The organism is Aeromonas finlandensis (genome assembly GCF_000764645.1).
GTDB classification, from domain to species: Bacteria; Pseudomonadota; Gammaproteobacteria; order Enterobacterales; family Aeromonadaceae; genus Aeromonas; species Aeromonas finlandensis.
The window spans coordinates 61,322-81,293 of sequence record NZ_JRGK01000269.1; the positions used below are offsets into that span (position 1 = coordinate 61,322).

Genomic DNA, 19,972 nt, shown 5'->3' on the forward strand with positions numbered 1-19,972 from the left:
TGCGTTGAGCCTGCTGGCTCAACCCCCAAGCACATTGATGGAGTAGCCCATGGCGCTGAGCACAACCCAGGAAATCATTGCCGATATCAAGGCTGGCAAGATGGTGATCCTGATGGATGACGAAGACAGGGAGAACGAAGGCGACCTCATCATGGCCGCCTCCTGCGTCCGTCCGGAGGATATCAACTTCATGGCCCGTTACGGCCGTGGCCTCATCTGCTTGACCCTGACTCAGGATCGCTGCAAGCAGTTGGCGCTGCCGCTGATGGTTGATCGCAACAATGCCCAGTTCTCTACCGCCTTCACCGTGACCATCGAAGCGGCCGAAGGGGTGACCACAGGTATCTCCGCTGCCGATCGCGCGGTGACCGTGCAAGCTGCAGTGGCGCCCAATGCCAAGGCGGCCGATCTGGTGCAGCCGGGCCACATCTTCCCGCTGATGGCGCAAGATGGCGGCGTGCTGACCCGTGCCGGCCACACCGAAGCGGGTTGCGATCTGGCCCGTCTGGCCGGTTACGAGGCGGCCTCTGTCATCGTCGAGATCCTCAACGAAGATGGCACCATGGCGCGCCGTCCGGATTTGGAGATCTTCGCCGAGCAGCACGGCATCAAGCTCGGCACCATCGCCGACCTTATCGAGTACCGCAACCAGCACGAGACCACGGTCGTGAAAGTGGCTGAGTGCAAGCTGCCTACCGAGTTTGGCGAGTTCGACCTCATCACCTTCCGCGACACCATCGACAATCAGGTTCACTTCGCCCTGAAAAAGGGTGAGGTACAGGTCGACCAGCCGACGCTGGTGCGGGTGCACCTGCACGATGTGCTGAGCGATCTGCTGCTGACCGACCGTCACGCCGCCCGCAGCTGGCCGCTGCCCAAATCCATGGCCCGTATCGCCGACGAGGGCGGTGTGCTGGTGATCCTGGGGGCGGAATCCCACGGTGAGGAGCTGCTGGCCCGGGTCAAGGGCTTTGAAGCCGCCGACAAGGGGCTGGCACCGGAAGGAGCCAAGTGGCAGGGCACTTCGCGCCGGGTTGGCGTCGGTTCCCAGATCCTCAAAGCCCTTGGCGTGAGCAAGATGCGCCTGCTGAGCTCGCCGAAGAAGTATCACGCCCTCGGTGGCTTCGGTCTGGAAGTGGTTGAGTACGTCGGCGAGTAAAGGACTCAAGGTTCCAGCAGAGAATTACCATCCCCTTCTGGGCGGTTTCGGTCTGGAAGTAGTGGAATACGTCGGCGAATAGCCGAGGTCGGTAGCGGGATCCGCGTTCGCGATCCGGCTTGCCGAGACGATTACATGGCGATCATGGCTGCGTGTTGCGGCCATGGTTTTTGTCGTGGGTCTGTTGTGCTAGAATGTGCGCACTTTTGACTCCGGCCCTTTTGATTGCACAGATACAGGATTTCCAATGAAGGTTATCGAAGGAAATATCGCCGCTCCTGAGGCGCGCGTTGCTATTGTTGTTGCCCGTTTCAACAGCTTCATCAACGACAGTCTGGTGAACGGTGCGGTGGACGTACTGAAGCGTCAAGGTCAAGTGCAGGACAGCAACCTGACACTGGTAAAAGTGCCGGGCGCGGTTGAAATGCCATTGGTCATCAAAAAGCTGGCCAAGAGTGGTCAATACGACGCCATCGTGGCGGTCGGTACTGTCATCCGTGGCGGCACCTACCACTTCGATCTGGTGGCAAACGAGAACAGCAAGGGCATGGCTCAGGTAATGATGGAATATGAAATTCCCGTTGCCTTCGGCGTGCTGACCACTGAAAACATTGAACAAGCCATCGAGCGTGCAGGTACCAAGGCGGGTAACAAGGGTGCAGAGGCTGCACTGGCAGCGCTCGAAATGATCAACGTCCTGAAAGAACTGGACGTGTAACGAGGAGAAGTACATTGAAACCGTCCGAGCGCCGTAAAGCCCGCCATTGCGCCACCCAGGCCATCTACCAGTGGCAGATGACCAAGGCTAACGTGGGTGACATCGAAGAGCAGTTCAAGATCGATCAGGACACCAAGGGTGTAGACCTGAACTATTTTCGCGATCTGCTGTTCGGGGTAGCCCTCCACTGCAACGAGCTGGACAAGGTCTTCGCACCTTACCTCTCCCGTCCGCTGGAAGAAGTGGACATGGTGGACAAGGCGATCTTGCGTCTGGCGACCTACGAGCTGACTCGTCGTGATGATGTACCGCCGCGCGTGGTCATCAACGAAGCGATCGAGCTGGCGAAAGCCTTTGCTGCCGATGACAGCCACAAGTTTGTCAACGGTGTACTGGACAAGGTGATCAAGTCGCTGAACAAGCGTTGATCCTGCTGTCCGTCAGCATCTAAGAGAGGAGCCAGCTTATTGCTGGCTTTTTACTGTATGGGTGAATTTGAGCTGATTGATAAGTACTTCAAGGTCCCCCACGCCCGCAAGGATGTGGTGATGGGCCCTGGAGATGACTGTGCCCTGCTGACCCTGCCCCCCGATACCCAGCTGGCGGTGAGCACCGACACCCTGGTGAGCGGCGTACACTTCTTTCCCGACATGGATCCGGTGGATCTCGGCTACAAGGCGCTGGCGGTCAATCTCTCCGATCTCGCCGCCATGGGAGCCGAACCGCGCTGGGTGTCGCTGGCGCTGACCCTGCCTGCCATCAACGAAGGCTGGGTCGCCGGTTTTGCCGAAGGGTTCCTGGAGCTGGCCGAGTACTACAACGTCGCGCTGGTGGGCGGGGATATGACCCGCGGGCCACTCTCCATCACCATCTCGGTGAAGGGGTCGGTGCCTGCCGGGCGCGCCCTGATGCGCAGCGGCGCCAAAGCCGGTGATGGCATCTATGTCACCGGCACCCTGGGGGATGCCGCGCTGGCGCTCTCCCATCTGCTGGGCAAACGCAATCTCAACGAGAACCAGCTGGCCGCCGTGCTGCCACGGCTCGACCACCCCCATCCCCGCATTCTGGCCGGTCAGGCGCTGCGCGGGCTGGCGGGCAGTGCGCTGGATCTCTCCGACGGTCTGGCATCGGATCTTGGCCATATCCTCAAGGCCTCCGGCGTGCGGGCCCAGATCGACCTCGATCTGCTGCCGCTCTCGCCGGTGCTGCAGGATGCGGTGAGCGAGCAGGAGGCGTGGCAACTGGCGTTGGCCGGTGGCGATGATTACGAGCTCTGCTTTACCGTACCGGAGGAGCATCGCGGCGCGCTGGATACGGCGCTGGCCCACAGCGGGGTCAAGTTCAGCCGCATCGGCCGCATCGTGGCGGGCGAGCCGGGCATCGACTACCTGCGTGGCGACCAGGCGGTCGAGTTGCAACTGAAAGGGTGGGATCACTTCGCATGAGTTTGTTCAGGATAAAGCCCGAGCTGACACGACTGGATCTGAAGAATCCGCTTCATTTTTTGGCGGTGGGATTTGGCTCCGGTCTCAGCCCCAAGGCGCCCGGCACCATGGGCACCCTGGCGGCTATTCCGCTCTATCTGCTGGTGAGCGGTCTGCCGACCCACTGGTTCATCGCCTTGCTGGCGGTCGGGTTTGTGGTGGGGATCCGTATCTGCCAGAGCGCCACCGATGCCATCGGCATGCCGGATCATGGCGCCATCGTCTGGGATGAGGTGATCGGTTTTGGCGTCACCATGATTGCCGCACCGGCTGGTTGGGAGTGGGTGGTGGCGGGCTTCGCGCTGTTCCGATTGTTTGATGTGTTCAAGCCCTGGCCCATCTCCTGGTTTGATCGCCGGATCCACGGCGGGCTCGGCATCATGCTGGACGATCTGATCGCTGGCCTGTTTGCCCTGTTTTGTATGCAATTACTGGCGTTCTGGCTCGGCTGAGTGCCACCTTCCGGGGGATGACCGTTCTGGCATCCCCCGATTTATATCTGCTTAATTTTCATTCATCGGCATATGCTGCCGTTTATCATCCATTTCACATAAATATTCACTACTCATTCGGGGCCTGCGATCGTTTATGAAATAGTGATAAATGCTGCTTGTTGCGTTGTTGTTGAAATTAAAGTAATGCTAGTGATAGATATGTGGATATGTGGGCCGTTTTTGTGACTGTAGTCATCATTTTTAGCTATGGGAGCGGTGGTTATCTGTACAAAACATGGCGGAATTGTATAACTCAATCATTTACACCCGTGGTCAAACCGTCTAATTTACTCGCGGGTTATTCCAAAAAAATGCAAAAAACCCGCCCGGATCGCTGGTTTCGCTGCCTCAAGGATTGAGCAAATATTGCCCAAGGTAACAACCGGCATCTGCGGCTGATTTACGGACGAATTATTTGGGACGGATGTCCCCCGCAGAGGTAAACATGTCCTTGCTCGAAGTAAAGAACTTGCGGATTGAGTACCCCTCCCGCTACGGGGTGCTGGCCGCGGTGAAGGATCTCTCTTTCTCTATCGAAAAGGGTGAGATTGTCGGGGTGGTCGGAGAATCCGGCGCCGGCAAGTCCACCATCGGCAACGCCGTCATCGATCTGCTCAGTCCCCCCGGGCACATTGCCCGTGGCGATATCTATCTCAATGGCGAGCTCATCTCCGGCAAGAGCCAGAACGAGATGCGGGCCATCCGTGGCTCCCGTATCGGGTTCATCTTCCAGGACCCCATGACTTCCCTCAACCCGCTGTTCACCGTTGAGCATCAGCTGGTGGAGACCATTCTGGCCAATACCAGGCTCTCCCGTGAAGCGGCCTTTGCCAAGGCGCTGGAGCTGATGGGGGCGGTGGGCATTCCGCAGCCGGAGCTGCGCATCAAGCAGTATCCGCACCAGTTCTCCGGTGGTATGCGTCAGCGGGTGGTCATTGCCATCGCCCTCTCTTGCGATCCGGAGCTGATCATCGCCGATGAGCCGACCACGGCGCTGGACGTCTCCATTCAGGACCAGATCCTCCAGCTTATCCGCGCCCTCTGCAAAGAGCGTCAGGTGGGCTGCATGCTGGTAACCCACGACATGGGGGTGGTCTCCAACGTCACCGACAAGGTGGCGGTGATGTATCGCGGCGATCTGGTGGAGTTTGGCCTGACCGAACAGGTACTGGGCAGCCCCAATCACCCCTATACCCGCAGTCTCATCTCGGCGGTACCCCGCTCCGACGTGAAGCTGGTGCGTTTCCCGCTGGTCTCCTATATCGAGGATGCCAGTGCGCCGGATACCAATATCGACCTCAAGACCCACTGGCTTGGCCAGAGTCAGGACGAGCGCGCCTATGAAGGGGCGCTGCTGCGGGTGGAGAACGTCGATCTGAAGTTCGTCACCAAGGACTCCATCTTCCCGAGCCGTCGCCAGTATGTGCGCGCCTGCAACAACATCAGCTTCGAGATCTTCGAGGGTGAAACCTTCGGTCTGGTGGGGGAGTCGGGCTCCGGCAAATCGACCATTGCCCGCGCCATCACCGGCCTCTATCCGCCTGATACCGGCAAGATCTTCTTTGAGGGGATCGATCTGACCGCCCTCAAGAGCGAGCGCGAGCGCCGCCCGCTGCGCCGCCAGATGCAGATGGTGTTCCAGAACCCCTATTCGTCAATGAACCCGCGCATGAAAGTGCGCGACATCATTGCCGAGCCGATCCGCTTCCACCAGCTGGCTAGCAGCGAGAGCCAGATTGAGGGGATTGTCGGGGATCTGCTGGATCACGTGGGCTTGGGTCGCGGTGCCGGGGTCAAGTATCCCCACGAGTTCTCCGGCGGCCAGCGCCAGCGCATCTCCATTGCCCGCGCCCTGGCCACTCGCCCGCGCTTCCTGATCTGCGACGAGCCCACCTCGGCGCTGGATGTCTCGGTGCAGGCCCAGATCCTCAACCTGCTCAAGGATCTGCAGCAGGAGCTCAAGCTCACCATGCTGTTCATCAGCCACGATCTGCCGGTGATCCGCCAGATGTGTGACCGCATCGGGGTGATGCAGCACGGTCATCTGGTGGAAGTGGCCGAGACCGAGAAACTCTTTACCAATGCCGAGCATGAGTACAGCCGCAAGCTGATCTCTCTCATGCCGGAGTTTAAGGGAATGTCCCGCGAGGGGCTGGAAATCGCAAGCTAGGAGAGCGCCGGTGCGCCGGTCTGCTTGTCAAAAAAAGTGTCATAAAAAAGCCAAAAGCATGGAGAACAAGATGAAGAAAGGATTGTCCAAGATTGCCCTGGCGCTGTTTGCCGCCGGTTTCGCCTTCAGTGTCTCAGCCGCTGATATCAAGGTGGGTGTCGCCTCCGATGCCACGTCGCTGGATCCGCAGGAGCAGCTCTCCGGTCAGACGCTGGAGATGTCGCACCTGGTATTCGATCCCCTGATGCGTTACACCCAGGACCTGCAGTTCGAGCCCCGTCTGGCCGAAAAGTTCGAGCGTGTCGATGACAAGACCGTCCGCTTCCACCTGCGCAAAGGAGTCAAGTTCCACTCCGGCAACGACTTTACCGCGGACGACGTGGTGTGGACCGTCAACCGCCTGAAATCCTCCGTCGACTTCAAGGCGATCTTCGACCCCATCAGTGAAGTGAAGAAGGTAGATGACTACACCGTCGATCTGATTACCGCGAAGCCCTTCCCGCTGGTGCTGCAGACCGTCACCTACATCTTCCCGATGGACTCCAAGTTCTACACCGGCAAGACCGACGCGGGCAAAGACAAGGCCGAGATCGTCAAAAACGGCGACTCCTATGCCTCTACCCACGTCTCCGGTACTGGCCCGTTCACCGTCAAGTTCCGCGAGCAGGGTGTGAAACTGGATTATGCCCGCAACGCCAACTACTGGGACAAGGCCTCCAAGGGTAACGTCGAGAACCTGACCGTGGTGCCGATCAAGGAAGATGCGACCCGAGTGGCCGCCCTGCTGGGTGGTGACGTGGACGTGATCTACCCGGTCGCACCGAACGATCTGGAGCGCGTGAAGAATGGCAAGGACTCCCAGCTGGTGACCCTGTCCGGTACTCGCGCCATCATCATCGAGCTGAACCAGAACACCAACCCGGCGCTGAAAGACAAGCGCGTGCGCCAGGCGATCAACTACGCCATCAACCAGGTGGGTATCGTCGAGAAGATCAACAAGGGCTTCGGTACCCCTGCTGGCCAGCTGAGCCCGAAAGGCTATGCCGGTCACAACGAGGCGCTGGTGCCCCAGTATGATCTGGCCAAGGCCAAGCAGTTGATGAAAGAGGCCGGCTACGAGAAGGGCTTCAAGATGACCTTCATCTCCCCGGCGGCCCGTTACGTCAACGACGTCAAGATTGCCCAGGCGGTCTCCGCCATGCTGGCCAAGATCAACATCAAGGTTGATCTGAAAACCATGCCGGTGGCCCAGTACTGGCCTGAGTTTGACAAGTGCGCTGCGGACATGCAGATGATCGGCTGGCACTCCGATACCGAAGATACTGCGAACTTCTTCGAGTTCCTGACCTTCACCAAGGATGCCAAGACCGGTATGGGCCAGTACAACTGCGCCGGTTATGCCAACGCCGAGGCTGACAAGCTGATCGTGCAGGCCAATGCCGAGACCGATCCGGCCAAGCGTGCCGAGATGCTGAAGAAGGTGGAAGCCATGGTGATCGAAGATGCTGCCTATGTGCCGTTGCACTGGGAAGATCTGGCCTATGGCGCCAAGAAGAACGTCGACATCAAGCCGGTGGTCAACGTGATGAACTTCCCTTACTTCGGCGATCTGGTGGTCGGCAAGTAAGCGAACGTCACAAGGAAGGACGGGGCGGGGTGGTCAGCTGGCCACTCCGCCTGCTAACAGAAGCCTGTGCCACGACACAGGCCACGTAGAAGGACAAGCATGTTTACATTCCTGCTGAAACGGTTCTATCAGGCCGTGATAGTGATGTTCGTCATCAGCCTGGTCGCCTTCTCCATCCAGGATAACCTGGGTGACCCGTTGCGCGAGCTGGTGGGACAATCCGTCTCCGAAGCCCAGCGTCACGAGTTGCGCGAGAAGATGGGCCTTAACGATCCCTTCCTCATCAAATACAGCCGCTTTTTGAAAAATGCGGTGCATGGGGATTTGGGTACCTCCTATTTCTTCAAGCGACCCGCTCTCGAGGTGATCCTCGACAAGCTGGTGGCTACCCTTGAGCTGGTGTTTGCCGCCGCACTGATCATCGTCGTGGTCTCCATTCCGCTGGGAGTCTACTCGGCGATCCGGCCGCGCAGCATTCCCACCAAGATCATCATGGCGGGGAGCAGTATCGGTATCTCGATCCCGGTATTTTTGACCGCAATCATGCTGATGTACCTCTTCTCCATCCAGCTGGGCTGGCTGCCGGCCTATGGCCGTGGCGAGACCCGTAACCTGCTGGGCTGGGAGTCGGGCTTCTTCACCTGGGATGGCATCAAGCACCTGATCCTGCCCGCGGTGTCGCTCTCCTCCATCATGCTGCCGCTGTTTATCCGGCTGGTGCGCTCCGAGATGCTGGAGCAGCTCTCCTCCGAGTACGTCAAGTTCGCCCGTGCCAAGGGGCTGGACAACAACAAGGTCTACTACCAGCACGCCCTGAAGAACACCATGCTGCCGGTCATTACCGTCGGCGGGGTGCAGATCGGCACCATGGTGGCCTACACCATCCTGACCGAGAGCGTGTTCCAGTGGCCTGGAACCGGCTTCCTGTTCCTTGAGGCGATCCACCGGGTCGATACTCCGCTGATCACCGCCTACGTCATCTTCGTGGGACTGATCTTCGTGGTGACCAATACCCTGGTCGACCTGCTCTACGGGTTGATCAACCCGACCGTTAACCTGACTGCCAAGGGGTAAGCGCATGACTAATGCTGTAACTGCAAGCCCAAGCCGTTGGGCACGTTTCAAGAACTCTGACATCGTCTACTACTTCCTGCGGGACAAGGTAGCCATGTTCAGCTTTGCGGTGTTCGTGGTATTTGTGCTGGCGGCGCTGCTGGCCCCCTGGCTCGCCCCGCACAACGTCTATGACCAGACCAGTTTTGATCTGATGGATGCCGAGTTGCCCCCCTCCTGGCTCGAAGGTGGCGAGGAGCGCTTCTGGCTCGGCACCGACAACCAGGGGCGGGATATCTGGAGCACCATCCTCTATGGCGCCCGTATCTCCCTCACCATCGGCCTGTTTGCGGTGGCGTTGCAGCTGGTGCTCGGTATCGTCATCGGTCTGATTGCCGGTTACTTCGGTGGTCGTATCGACAACCTGCTGATGCGCTTTGCCGACGTGCAGCTGTCGTTCTCCACCATGATGGTGGCGATCATCATCTCCGCCATCTTTCAGGCAACCTTTGGCTCCGAGTTCTACTCGAAGTTCGCCATCATGATGCTGGTGGTGATCATCGGTATTGCAGAGTGGCCGCAGTACGCCCGTACCGTGCGCGCCTCTGTGCTGGCGGAGAAGAAGAAGGAGTATGTGGAAGCGGCCAAGGTGATGGGGTTCCGCGCCCCGCGCATCATGTTCCGCCACATTCTGCCCAACTGTTTGTCGCCAATTCTGGTGATCTCCACCGTGCAGGTAGCCAACGCCATCATGAGTGAAGCAGCGCTCTCCTTCCTCGGTCTGGGCATGCCGGTTGATCAGCCCTCGCTCGGTTCGCTTATCAGCGTCGGCTTCAACTACATCTTCTCCGGCTCCTGGTGGATCACCGCCTTCCCGGGCATCTGTCTGGTGGTGCTGGTGCTGGTCATCAACCTGCTGGGTGACTGGCTGCGGGATGTGTTTAACCCGAAGATTTACAAGGGTTAACTCCGGTCGGAAGTGAATATACAAGAAGGGCGCCATCAGGCGCCCTTCTATTATTTGCTCTTTAACTCGCAGCAGGTCAGGCTTGCAGCCAGCTTTCGATACTGCGCTGGATACCTGCATCGTCCAGACCGAGCAGGGCATAGATCTCCTGCTGGGTGCCCTGTTCCACGAAGCGATCCGGCAGGCCGAGGTTTAGCACCGGCTTGCACTGTTTGTTGCGCATCAGCAGCTCGTTCACCGCCGAACCGGCGCCGCCCATGATGGCGTTGTCTTCGATTGTGACGAAGTGATCGTGGCTGGCCGCCAGCGACAGCACCAGTGCTTCATCCATCGGTTTGACAAAGCGCATGTCCACCAGAGTGGCATCCAGCGCCTCGGCGGCCGCTTTCGCGTGGTGCAGCAGGGTACCAAAGGCCAGAATGGCGGTGCCCTTGCCCTCTCGCACTATGCGGCCTTTGCCGAGTTCCAGCGCCTGCATCTCTGACGAGACGGGCGCATCGCTCAGGCTGCTGCCGCGCGGGTAACGCACGGCGGCAGGGCCCTGATGGAGATAGCCGGTATAGAGCATCTGGCGGCATTCGTTCTCGTCGGACGGCGTCATTACCACCATATTGGGCACGGTGCGCAGGAAGCTGATGTCGAACGCTCCCTGATGGGTCGGGCCATCGGCCCCCACCAGACCGGCCCGGTCGATGGCGAACAGCACCGGCAGATCTTGCAGCGCCACATCGTGGATCACCTGATCGTAGGCGCGCTGCAGGAAGCTCGAATAGATGGCGACCACCGGTTTCTTGTCGGCGATGGCCAGACCGGCGGCGAAAGTGACCGCATGTTGCTCGGCAATGGCCACGTCGAAGTAGCGATCCGGATATTGTTGGCTGAATTTCACCAGCCCTGAGCCTTCGCGCATGGCGGGGGTGATGCCGACCAGCTTCTCGTCTTTGGCGGCCATGTCGCACAGCCACTGGCCAAAGATGGCCGAGAAGGTGGGCTTGGCCCCGCTCGCCTTGGGCAGGGAGCACTCGTCCGGATTGAACTTGGGCACGGCGTGATAACCGATGGGGTCTTTTTCCGCCGGCTCGTAGCCCTTGCCCTTCTTGGTCTTGACGTGCAGCAGTTGCGGACCCTTGAGGTTGCGCATGTTGCGCAGGGTCTCGACCAGCGCTTCGATATCGTGACCGTCGATGGGGCCGATGTAGTTGAAGCCGAACTCCTCGAACAGGGTGCCGGGCACCACCATTCCTTTGAGGTGTTCTTCGGCCCGTTTGGCCAGCTCCTTGACCGGCGGCAGACCCGCCAGCACCTTCTTGCCGCCTTCGCGGATGGTGGTGTAGAGCTTGCCGGACATGACCCGGGCCAGATGGTTGTTGAGGGCGCCGACGTTCTCGGAGATGGACATCTCGTTGTCGTTGAGGATCACCAGCATGTCCTTGTGGACATCGCCAGCGTGGTTGAGTGCTTCAAACGCCATCCCCGCAGTAATGGCGCCGTCCCCGATCACCGCAACCACCTTGCGACCCAGCCCTTCGCTCTCAGCGGCGACCGCCATGCCGAGGGCGGCACCGATGGAGGTGCTGGAGTGGCCGACGGAGAGGACGTCGTACTCGCTCTCGCCGCGCCAGGGGAAGGGGTGCAGACCATCCTTCTGACGGATGGTGTGGATCCGATCACGGCGTCCGGTCAGGATCTTGTGGGGATAGGCCTGATGGCCCACATCCCAGATCAGCCGATCGAACGGAGTGTTGTAGACGTAGTGCAGGGCCACGGTCAGTTCGACAGTGCCGAGTCCGGAGGCAAAGTGTCCGCTGGAGCGGCTGACAGAGCGCAGCAGATATTCGCGCAGCTCGTTGCACAGCACCGGCAGCCGATCTTTGGGCAGGGAACGCAGCTCGACCGGAGTGTCCGCGAGGGCCAGGTTGGGGAAATTGCTAATATCAACGCTCATATTGTTACTGTTATCCAGCGTTTAGTGGGTTCGCTCGATGATGTAATCGGCAAACGCTTCCAGAATGTCGGTATTGTAGGGCAGGGATTGCAGGGCTGTTAAGGCTTTACCGTGCAGTTCGCGAGCCAGCTCACGGGCGTGTTCGAGTCCGAGCAGGGCCGGATAGGTACTTTTCTCCAGTGCCAGGTCGGAGCCCTGCGGTTTGCCCAGGGTTGCGGTATCGCCCGTGATGTCGAGGATGTCATCCTGCACCTGGAAGGCGAGCCCGATGGCGGAGGCGTACGTTTGCAACGCAGCCAGCGTGGCTTCATCGATATCGACTTTACAGAGGGCACCGAGCGCTACGGCGCACTCAATCAGCGCGCCAGTCTTGTGGCGGTGTACCTGCTCCAGCTCGGCCAGCGAGATTTGGCGCCCTTCGGCCTGCAGATCCAGCGCCTGACCGCCACACATACCCAGATAGCCGGAGGCGCGGGCGAGGGTGCTCAGCATCCGCACCCGGTTGGCCATCAGTGTATCGGGCATAGGGTGGTCAGCCAGAATGGAGAACGCCAGGGTCTGCAGCGCATCACCGGCCAAAATGGCAGTACCTTCATCAAATGCCTTGTGAACGGTTGGCTGACCACGACGCAGGTCGTCGTTATCCATGGCGGGCAGGTCATCGTGCAGCAGGGAGTATGCGTGGATGCACTCCACGGCGGCAGCGGGGCCATCCAGCAGGTCGCTTTTTACCCCCAGCATTTCACCGACGGCATAGACCAGGAAGGGGCGCACCCGCTTGCCACCCAGCAGCAGGCCATATTTCATGGCATCGCGCAGACGCGGTGCCATGGCGGGCAAGGATGCAAGTTGTGCTGACAGTGCCTCGTCAATACGTTGACGATGCAGACGGGAAAAATGGTCCAGCGCCACTCACTCTTCTCCTTGTTCTGGCTGGAAAGGGGCAAGCTGATCACTGCCATCGGCTTGACTGAGCAGGATCTGGATCTTCTGTTCAGCCAGCTCCAGCTTCTGCTGACCGGCCCGTACCAGATGAACGCCTTGCTCGAACTGCTTGAGCGCCTCTTCCAGGGGGAGGGAACCTTGTTCCAGTTGATGAACGATGGTTTCCAGCTCTTCCAGAGTGGCATCAAAACTCATACGGTCGATTTTCTTACTGGCCATGTCCATCCTCGGGGATTGAAAAAAACGGCTTATATTAACATCGACCGCCCATCGGGGGGAGGCAGAAAAACAGCGGCCTCTCAAACTCCCGATAAATTGGTCGATAATGAGACATCATTCTGAGTGGATGGACGCTTGCCGCTTGGGTAGCAATAGCAGAAAATTCAACAAACTATGACTATGTATAAGAACCGGTGACAGGAGTAGGGACGTGGATCTAGGCAGTCTGATAGGGATAGTGCTGGGGTTCGGAGTGGTGGTTTATGGCATGTTGCTGGGCGGCCCCATGAGCATGTACGTGGATATGCCCTCCGTCTATATCACCATTTTGGGGTCTATCTTCATCGCCATGATGAAATTTAACCTGGGGCAGTTCCTGATGGCATTCAAGGTGGCGGGTAAAGCCTTTATGTATAAGGGTGACAAGCTCGACGATCTGATTGCCAAAGCGGTTGAACTGGCTGACGCGGCTCGTAAAGGGGGGTTTCTGGCACTGGAGGCGGCAGAGATCCCCAATCCTTTCATGAAAAAAGGGATCGATATGCTGGTGGATGGTCACGATGCCAATGTGGTGCGTGCCGTGCTGGAGAAAGATATCGAGTTGACCGCCGAGCGACATGTCATCGCCATCAAGGTATTTCGCTCGCTCGGAGATCTGGGCCCGGCCATGGGGATGATAGGTACGCTGGTTGGACTGGTGGCCATGCTGGCCAACATGAGTGACCCCAAGTCTATCGGTCCTGCCATGGCAGTGGCATTGCTGACAACGTTGTATGGCGCTATTGAGGCCAACATGATCGCCATCCCCATCGCCGACAAGCTGGAACTGCGCAGTGGTGAGGAGCGACTTAGCCGCACGCTGATCCTCGATGCCATTATGGGGATTCAGGATGGCCAGAACCCGCGGGTGATCCAGTCCATGCTGCAGAACTATCTGAATCAGTCCAAACGCAGTACCGGCGCCGAATAGGGGGCACTATGTCCGATTGCAAATGCCCGCCGCCGGGTCTTCCCGGTTACATGGGTACTTTCGCTGATTTGATGTCGTTGTTGATGTGCTTTTTCGTTTTGCTGCTCTCCTTTGCCGAGATGGATGTGCAGAAGTTCAAGCAGATCGCTGGCTCCATGGACAAGGCGTTCGGAGTGCAGAATATTCTGGAGGTGAAGGATATTCCCAAGGGAACCTCGGTGATTGCCCAGGAGTTCCGGCCTGGTCGGCCTGAACCCACCCCGATTGATACCGTGATGCAGCAGACTATCGATATGACCCAGACCGAGCTGGAATTTCTGCCCGGCGAGTCGGATCAGGCGGGCGGGCAGGACAAGACGGACGGCAAACAGACGGGGGGTGATACCGCTCAGGATGCGCAGCAGCAGTCCAGTGAGCTCGCCAAGACGCTTGCCGAGCAGATGAAAGAGCAGATCAAGGATGGCGCCATCGAGATCGAGGCGTTGGGACAGCAGATCATTATCCGGATCAGGGAAAAAGCGTCGTTCCCTGCCGGTTCGGCGTTTCTGCAGCCCCAGTTCTGGCCGGTGATTCGCAAGGTCGCGGCTCTGCTCAACGATGTGCCGGGTGAAATTACCATTTCCGGCCACACCGATAATATTGCCACTCATGATGAACTGTTTCAGTCCAATTGGGAGCTGTCTACCCAGCGAGCGGTAGCGGTCGCTCACCAGATGATCATGGTCCCGGGCTTTGACCAGGGCAGGCTGGTGGTCCAGGGGATGGCAGACTCCCAACCATTGGTGCCCAACACTACCCCGGAAAATCGCCGGATGAATCGGCGGGTGGAGATCTCCATCATGCAGGGAAAACCGACAGTCTCGGCACCGATCTCGGTTCCGGAAGTGAAGTAAGAATTTATCAGGGTGAGTGATAAAGCGGGATCTGCATCAGGGGGCTGACATGGATTTTGTGTTGGCTTCATATTAAGATGCCTCATCCGAACCGATTGCTGCGGCCTCCTTGCAGATAGCCGCAGCTTCTATTTTCAAGCAACCCAGGTTTCGACTATGAATCATACTCCGATGACTGTTCGCGGCGCTGAGAAGCTGCGCGAAGAGCTCGATTATCTCAAGAGCGAGCTTCGTCCCCAGATTATCGAAGCGATTGCCGATGCCCGTGAGCACGGCGATCTGAAGGAAAACGCCGAATACCATGCTGCCCGCGAGCAGCAGGGGTTCTGTGAAGGTCGCATTCAGGAGATTGAAGCCAAGCTCTCCAATGCGCAGGTGATCGATGTCACCAAGATGACCAACAACGGCCGCGTTATTTTTGGCGCGACGGTGACTCTGCTCAAGAGCGAGACAGAGGAAGAGGTGATCTACCGCATTGTGGGTGACGATGAGGCTGATATCAAACAGAACCTCATCTCCGTCAACTCACCGATTGCCCGAGCCCTGATTGGCAAGGAAGTGGACGATGTGGCTATCGTCAAGACGCCTGCTGGCGATGTGGAATACGAAGTGCTGGAAGTCGCTTATATCTAAGCGAATGCCATGCATGATGACACAGGGGGGCTCGCGCTCCCCTGTTTGTCTTTGTTGGTATCACTACTGATAACGATCAGGAGAGATAAGCCTCGGTAAAGGCGTCCTGATGACGCTGGAACAACCAGTGGCGCAGTCGTTCGATGTTGCTCTCGCTCATCTGAAAGCTCAGCGCCCAAGTGGCATGGTCGGCAGTGACCTTGATGCGCCTGACCAGTCGACCCTGCAGTGGAAGAGGGATCTCTTGCTCGATGCAGAGCTCACCGTTGATGGGGGTATCGGCCACCATGTCGGTTGGCAAATTTTCCACGATGATGCCGTTGAGGGAGAGGCTAAGAACCTGAAACAGGCCCAGTTCGCTACAAAGCTTGGCTTTTTGCGTGAGGCGCCAGGCGCGAGGTTGCGCAAACCCCAGCTCCCTGATGATAGGTGCAGACAGACGGGGCTCGACAAAGCCGGCTTCCCCTTGTGTAAACGTCAGAGGAAAACGTAGCTGATGGCCTGCGAAGCGGGCTTCGAGTACAAGGTGTTCGGCTTTTTGCAGCAAGCCAAGCATGGGGGCGTCGAGGTGACCACTCAGAACAGGGGTGTCCTGATTGCTCCCCAAGTCCCGCAGCATGGCCAGCTCATCGTCGGTCAGAATTAGATGGTGAGCCATAATGCGTGTCCGGAAGTATTCATCGCAGGTTAAGGGCTTTGCGACTACTTTGGCAAGCGACTCGGGAAGAAGTGGAATAAGGAAAGAGCGATGCTCTTTCCTTTTACTTGCGGGGCAGCTGGATTTTGGGTTCGTTGGCTTGACGATAAATGGTCAGCACATGGCCCATGCTTTGTACCTTGATTGAACCGGTTTCACGGACGATAGCATCCATAACCAGTTGTTTCATTTCGCGATCTTCAGAGGCAACCTTAACCTTGATCAGCTCGTGATGGTTCAGTGCCAGATCGATCTCGGCCAGTACACCTTCGGTCAGACCATGCTGACCCAGCAGGACGACAGGCTTGAGGCTATGGGCAAGGCCCTTGAGGTACTGTTTCTGTTTATTGTTGAGAATCATCGCAATTTCTTCATAAGTCAGGGTTGAAAGGGGCGTATTCTACCCCCACTTAGCCCTTAATACTAATAACCCTTGTGGTTTTTTAAAGTCGATTATCATGACCCAGAAAAAACGTTCCCCCAGTTCAACTCGCTGGTTAAAAGAACATTTCGACGATCAATACGTCAAAAAAGCCCAGAAAATGGGCCTGCGTTCTCGTGCTGTTTTCAAGATTGACGAGATCCAGGGCAAGGATCGCTTGCTGAAAAACGGCATGACCGTCGTGGATTTGGGGGCAGCCCCCGGTGGCTGGTCCCAGTTCGCGGTTGAACAGGTTGGTGACTCGGGTCGCGTCATCGCATGTGACATTTTGCCAATGGATCCCATTGCTGGTGTCGATTTCCTGCAAGGGGACTTTCGGGAGGAAACTGTGCTCGGCGCCTTGCTGGAGCGAGTGGGTCCCGACAAGGTCGATGTCGTGATGTCTGATATGGCGCCCAACATGAGCGGTACCCAGCAGGTGGATCAGGCTCGCGCCATGTATCTGGTCGAGCTGGCTCTGGACATGTGCAATCAGGTATTGCGCAGTGACGGCAGTTTCGTGGTGAAGGTGTTTCAGGGAGAGGGGTTTGATGCCTATCTCAATGAAATTCGTAAACTTTTCTCCGCTGTCAAAATTCGTAAACCAGACTCATCCCGCGCCAGATCTCGGGAAGTCTACATTGTGGCTACCGGTTTTAAACTGTAGTACCCTAACCTTCATCGTTAACTGTCAGTCTGCGAGGTTACTGATTTGAGTGACATGGCGAAAAACTTAATCCTGTGGCTGGTCATCGCCGTCGTTTTGATGTCGGTGTTCAATAGCTTCAGCCCCAGCGATACCACCAGTCGCCAGCTGGACTATTCCAGCTTCGTTAAAGAGGTGACCCAAGAGCAGATCCGTGAAGTACGGATGGACGGTAAGGTCATTAATGGCGTCAAGCGTACTGGTGAACGATTCACTACCATCATCCCTGCGCCGGATCCCCAGCTGCTCAACGACATGCTCAATCACAATGTCAAAGTGATGGGTGAGAAGCCGGAAGAGCCGTCTCTGCTGACCTCTATCTTCATCTCTTGGTTCCCGATGCTGCTGCTGATCGGTGTCTGGGTCTTCTTCATGCGTCAGATGCAGGGCGGCGGTGGCAAAGGTGCCATGTCGTTTGGCAAGAGCAAGGCTCGCCTGATGAGTGAAGATCAGATCAAGACCACCTTTGCTGATGTTGCAGGTTGCGATGAAGCCAAGGATGAGGTGAAGGAGCTGGTCGACTATCTGCGCGATCCGAGCAAGTTCCAGAAACTGGGTGGCAAGATCCCGACCGGTGTGCTGCTGGTCGGTCCTCCTGGTACCGGTAAGACCCTGCTGGCCAAGGCCATTGCAGGCGAGGCCAAGGTGCCGTTCTTCACCATCTCCGGTTCCGATTTCGTGGAGATGTTCGTCGGTGTCGGTGCCTCTCGGGTACGTGACATGTTCGAACAGGCCAAAAAATCCTCCCCCTGCATCATCTTCATCGATGAAATTGATGCGGTCGGTCGCCAGCGTGGCGCCGGTCTGGGCGGCGGTCACGATGAGCGTGAGCAGACTCTTAACCAGATGCTGGTCGAGATGGATGGTTTCGAAGGCAATGAAGGCATCATCGTCATTGCTGCCACCAACCGTCCTGACGTACTGGATCCGGCTCTGCTGCGTCCGGGCCGTTTCGACCGTCAGGTTGTTGTCGGTCTGCCGGATGTCCGTGGTCGCGAGCAGATCCTGAAAGTGCACATGCGCAAAGTTCCGTTGGCGGATGACGTCAATCCGGCGCTGATTGCCCGTGGTACTCCCGGTTTCTCCGGTGCTGACTTGGCCAACCTGGTCAACGAAGCGGCCCTCTTCTCTGCTCGTGAGAGCCGCCGTGTGGTCTCCATGGCCGAGTTCGAGAAGGCCAAGGACAAGATCATGATGGGTGCCGAACGTCGCTCCATGGTGATGAAAGAGTCCGAGAAAGAGATGACTGCCTATCACGAAGCCGGTCACGCCATCATTGGCCGTCTGGTTCCGGATCATGACCCGGTTTACAAGGTCTCCATCATTCCGCGCGGTCGTGCGCTGGGTGTGACCATGTATCTGCCGGAGCAGGATCGCTGGAGCCACTCCAAGCAGCATCTGGAGTCAATGATCTCCAGCCTGTATGGCGGTCGTCTGGCAGAAGAGCTGATCTACGGTGCCGAGAAAGTCTCTACCGGTGCTTCCAACGACATCGAGCGGGCAACAGACATTGCACGCAAGATGGTGACCCAGTGGGGTATGTCCGAGCGTCTCGGCCCAATGCTCTATGCGGAAGAAGATGGCGAGGTGTTCCTCGGTCGCAGCATGGCCAAGGCCAAGCACATGTCCGACGATACCGCTCGCGTCATCGATGCCGAGGTCAAGCAGGTTATCGATCGCAACTACGCCCGTTCCAAGCAGATCCTGCTGGATAACATGGACGTGTTGCACAGCATGAAAGATGCGCTGATGAAGTACGAGACCATCGACGCCAAACAGATTGATGATCTGATGGCGCGTCGCGAGGTACGTGCTCCCAGCAACTGGCATGACGAGCACGGTGATACCCCGCAAGGCGGTTCCACCGTGGCTGCTGAGGTCAAACCGGCCGATGAGGCTGCACCGGTGGCGGATGTCACTATTGACAAAGCCAACGACGCTCCGGCCAAATAATCGTAACTCTCCAAACCCCGGGCTTGCCCGGGGTTTTTCTTTATCAGATGGACGTGAAAATGCAGTTAACCAGCAAGGGGCTCAGCCTCTCCCTCGATCGTCCCCATGTGATGGGGATCCTCAATGTAACGCCCGACTCCTTCTCCGATGGCGGCAATTTCAATCAGTTTGAACGGGCAATGGCCCATGCGCGGCAGATGGTCTCTGACGGTGCGACCCTCATCGACATCGGTGGTGAGTCAACCCGCCCTGGTGCGCCCGATGTGAGCGAGCAGGAGGAGCTGGACAGGGTCATTCCTGTCGTAGAGCAGATGGTCCGTGAGCTGGATGTGATGATCTCCCTCGATACCTCCAAGGCGGTGGTGATGCGGGAGGGTTGCAAGGCCGGTGCCCATCTGATCAACGATGTGCGGGCGTTGCAAGAGCCAGGAGCACTTCAGGCGGCGGCCGAGGCCGCTGTCCCGGTTTGTCTGATGCATATGCAGGGGCAGCCGAGAACCATGCAGGTCGAGCCCCACTATGACGATCTGGTCGGGGAGGTGCGCGCCTTTTTTGAGGAACGCATTGCTGCTTGTCTAGCGGCCGGTATCAAGCGCGAAGCTCTGTTGCTGGATCCGGGATACGGCTTCGGCAAGACCCTTGCTCACAACTATCAACTATTGGCGGCTCAAAAGGAACTGATGGATTATGGCTTGCCGCTATTGGTGGGGATGTCGCGAAAGTCTATGATAGGCAACTTGCTGGGCCGTCCGGTTGATGAGCGTCTGGCGGGCAGTCTGTCATGCGCCCTTATCGGCATGCAGCATGGTGCCCGCATCATCAGGGTACATGATGTGCGGGAGACCATGGACGCATTGCGCGTCGGCTGGCAGGTAATGACGGGACAAGATTTTATTTCCAGATAATAAAGAGAACAGA

General features: G+C 57.9%; 20 protein-coding genes. 15 read left to right on the forward strand and 5 right to left on the reverse strand.

Annotated features, from left to right (window positions below; genetic code table 11):
• Positions 1-49 precede the first annotated feature (49 nt).
• The 9 genes from ribBA (at position 50) to LD28_RS0115090 (ending at position 9,672) form a co-directional block, all read left to right on the forward strand.
• Complete coding sequence (gene ribBA / locus LD28_RS0115050) at positions 50-1,159, forward strand: bifunctional 3,4-dihydroxy-2-butanone-4-phosphate synthase/GTP cyclohydrolase II (protein ID WP_033137761.1); 1,110 nt, start codon at positions 50-52, stop codon at positions 1,157-1,159.
• Between the two features lie 247 nt (positions 1,160-1,406).
• Positions 1,407-1,877, forward strand: coding sequence for a 6,7-dimethyl-8-ribityllumazine synthase (gene ribH, locus LD28_RS0115055; RefSeq protein WP_005338866.1), 471 nt, complete (start codon positions 1,407-1,409; stop codon positions 1,875-1,877).
• A gap of 14 nt (positions 1,878-1,891) precedes the next feature.
• Positions 1,892-2,305, forward strand: a complete 414-nt coding sequence (nusB, locus tag LD28_RS0115060) for a transcription antitermination factor NusB (RefSeq protein ID WP_033137762.1) — start codon at positions 1,892-1,894, stop codon at positions 2,303-2,305.
• 57 nt (positions 2,306-2,362) lie between these two features.
• Positions 2,363-3,322 (forward strand): thiamine-phosphate kinase, encoded by a 960-nt coding sequence (gene thiL / locus LD28_RS0115065; RefSeq protein ID WP_033137794.1) that lies wholly within the window; start codon positions 2,363-2,365, stop codon positions 3,320-3,322.
• Positions 3,319-3,813, forward strand: a complete 495-nt coding sequence (locus LD28_RS0115070) for a phosphatidylglycerophosphatase A family protein (RefSeq protein WP_033137763.1) — start codon at positions 3,319-3,321, stop codon at positions 3,811-3,813. Before thiL ends, LD28_RS0115070 begins: the two co-directional genes overlap by 4 nt.
• A 487-nt stretch (positions 3,814-4,300) precedes the next feature.
• Positions 4,301-6,025: a dipeptide ABC transporter ATP-binding protein gene (locus LD28_RS0115075; RefSeq protein WP_033137764.1), complete on the forward strand. Its 1,725-nt coding sequence runs from the start codon at positions 4,301-4,303 to the stop codon at positions 6,023-6,025.
• 70 nt (positions 6,026-6,095) lie between these two features.
• Positions 6,096-7,652, forward strand: a complete 1,557-nt coding sequence (locus tag LD28_RS0115080) for an ABC transporter substrate-binding protein (protein WP_033137765.1) — start codon at positions 6,096-6,098, stop codon at positions 7,650-7,652.
• 99 nt (positions 7,653-7,751) lie between these two features.
• A complete protein-coding gene (locus LD28_RS0115085; RefSeq protein WP_005343520.1) occupies positions 7,752-8,726 on the forward strand; it encodes an ABC transporter permease in 975 nt (324 codons plus the stop codon).
• Between the two features lie 4 nt (positions 8,727-8,730).
• Complete coding sequence (locus LD28_RS0115090) at positions 8,731-9,672, forward strand: ABC transporter permease (protein ID WP_019445927.1); 942 nt, start codon at positions 8,731-8,733, stop codon at positions 9,670-9,672.
• Between the two features lie 76 nt (positions 9,673-9,748).
• Here the strand turns inward: LD28_RS0115090 and dxs are convergent, their stop codons facing one another.
• From dxs to xseB, 3 genes are read right to left on the reverse strand one after another with little or no spacing between them, the layout of a single operon-like run.
• Entirely contained in the window at positions 9,749-11,617 is a 1,869-nt protein-coding gene (gene dxs, locus LD28_RS0115095; RefSeq protein ID WP_033137766.1) for a 1-deoxy-D-xylulose-5-phosphate synthase, read from the reverse strand.
• Between the two features lie 21 nt (positions 11,618-11,638).
• Positions 11,639-12,529, reverse strand: coding sequence for a (2E,6E)-farnesyl diphosphate synthase (gene ispA, locus LD28_RS0115100; protein WP_033137767.1), 891 nt, complete (start codon positions 12,527-12,529; stop codon positions 11,639-11,641).
• Positions 12,530-12,781: an exodeoxyribonuclease VII small subunit gene (xseB, locus tag LD28_RS0115105; protein WP_033137768.1), complete on the reverse strand. Its 252-nt coding sequence runs from the start codon at positions 12,779-12,781 to the stop codon at positions 12,530-12,532.
• A 211-nt stretch (positions 12,782-12,992) separates the two neighbouring features.
• Between xseB and pomA the strand changes: the two genes are divergently transcribed.
• From pomA to greA, 3 genes are all read left to right on the forward strand, one after another.
• Positions 12,993-13,751: a flagellar motor protein PomA gene (pomA, locus tag LD28_RS0115110; protein WP_033137769.1), complete on the forward strand. Its 759-nt coding sequence runs from the start codon at positions 12,993-12,995 to the stop codon at positions 13,749-13,751.
• A gap of 8 nt (positions 13,752-13,759) precedes the next feature.
• Positions 13,760-14,644, forward strand: a complete 885-nt coding sequence (locus LD28_RS0115115) for a flagellar motor protein MotB (protein ID WP_033137770.1) — start codon at positions 13,760-13,762, stop codon at positions 14,642-14,644.
• Positions 14,645-14,800: 156 nt separating this feature from the next.
• A complete protein-coding gene (gene greA, locus LD28_RS0115120; RefSeq protein WP_033137771.1) occupies positions 14,801-15,277 on the forward strand; it encodes a transcription elongation factor GreA in 477 nt (158 codons plus the stop codon).
• Positions 15,278-15,353: 76 nt separating this feature from the next.
• Here greA and LD28_RS0115125 read toward each other — a convergent pair whose 3' ends face one another.
• Both LD28_RS0115125 and yhbY read right to left on the reverse strand, forming a co-directional pair.
• Positions 15,354-15,935 carry a hypothetical protein gene (locus tag LD28_RS0115125; protein WP_033137772.1) on the reverse strand — a complete coding sequence of 194 codons (582 nt, stop codon included), beginning with the start codon at positions 15,933-15,935 and terminating at the stop codon, positions 15,354-15,356.
• Between the two features lie 103 nt (positions 15,936-16,038).
• Positions 16,039-16,335, reverse strand: a complete 297-nt coding sequence (gene yhbY, locus LD28_RS0115130; protein ID WP_005338829.1) for a ribosome assembly RNA-binding protein YhbY — start codon at positions 16,333-16,335, stop codon at positions 16,039-16,041.
• A 97-nt stretch (positions 16,336-16,432) separates the two neighbouring features.
• On the opposite strand from yhbY, the gene rlmE reads away from it, so the two are divergent.
• Genes rlmE through folP form a run of 3 tightly spaced genes read left to right on the forward strand, consistent with a single transcriptional unit; the run spans position 16,433 to position 19,959 of the window.
• Complete coding sequence (rlmE, locus tag LD28_RS0115135) at positions 16,433-17,062, forward strand: 23S rRNA (uridine(2552)-2'-O)-methyltransferase RlmE (protein ID WP_033137773.1); 630 nt, start codon at positions 16,433-16,435, stop codon at positions 17,060-17,062.
• Positions 17,063-17,107: 45 nt separating this feature from the next.
• Positions 17,108-19,054, forward strand: a complete 1,947-nt coding sequence (gene ftsH / locus LD28_RS0115140; RefSeq protein WP_033137774.1) for an ATP-dependent zinc metalloprotease FtsH — start codon at positions 17,108-17,110, stop codon at positions 19,052-19,054.
• Between the two features lie 59 nt (positions 19,055-19,113).
• A complete protein-coding gene (gene folP, locus LD28_RS0115145; protein ID WP_033137775.1) occupies positions 19,114-19,959 on the forward strand; it encodes a dihydropteroate synthase in 846 nt (281 codons plus the stop codon).
• Positions 19,960-19,972: the final 13 nt, after the last annotated feature.